1 pseudogene is annotated in these 220 nt (G+C 61.8%); it reads right to left on the bottom strand.

Features of this window, described 5'->3' with window-relative positions:
* Nucleotides 1-220, bottom strand: a pseudogene (locus RB628_RS43140) (hypothetical protein); the annotation flags it as partial.

The following is a 220-nucleotide window of genomic DNA, read 5'->3' as shown; positions in this document are numbered from 1 at the left end:
CCGCTCCAACTTCGGCCAGTAGTCCACCAGCGCGTCGCCGCACAGGTCGTACGACCTCTTCAGCTTCTTCAGGTTCTTCGGCACATCCGAGAACTCGTCCTGGAACACCTCGGCGGTCCTGCCCGCCCACTCCAGCGTCTCGTTCTCCGACGCCATCCCCTTGATCAACCGCAACGCATCCGACACATCATCCGCGAAGTCATGCAACGTACGGGCCAGT

The sequence above is a fragment of the Streptomyces sp. ADMS genome (assembly GCF_033441795.1).
Taxonomy (GTDB): Bacteria; Actinomycetota; Actinomycetes; order Streptomycetales; family Streptomycetaceae; genus Streptomyces.
Note: the sequence above shows the minus strand (reverse complement) of the source record. Positions and strands in the feature narration are given on the sequence as shown.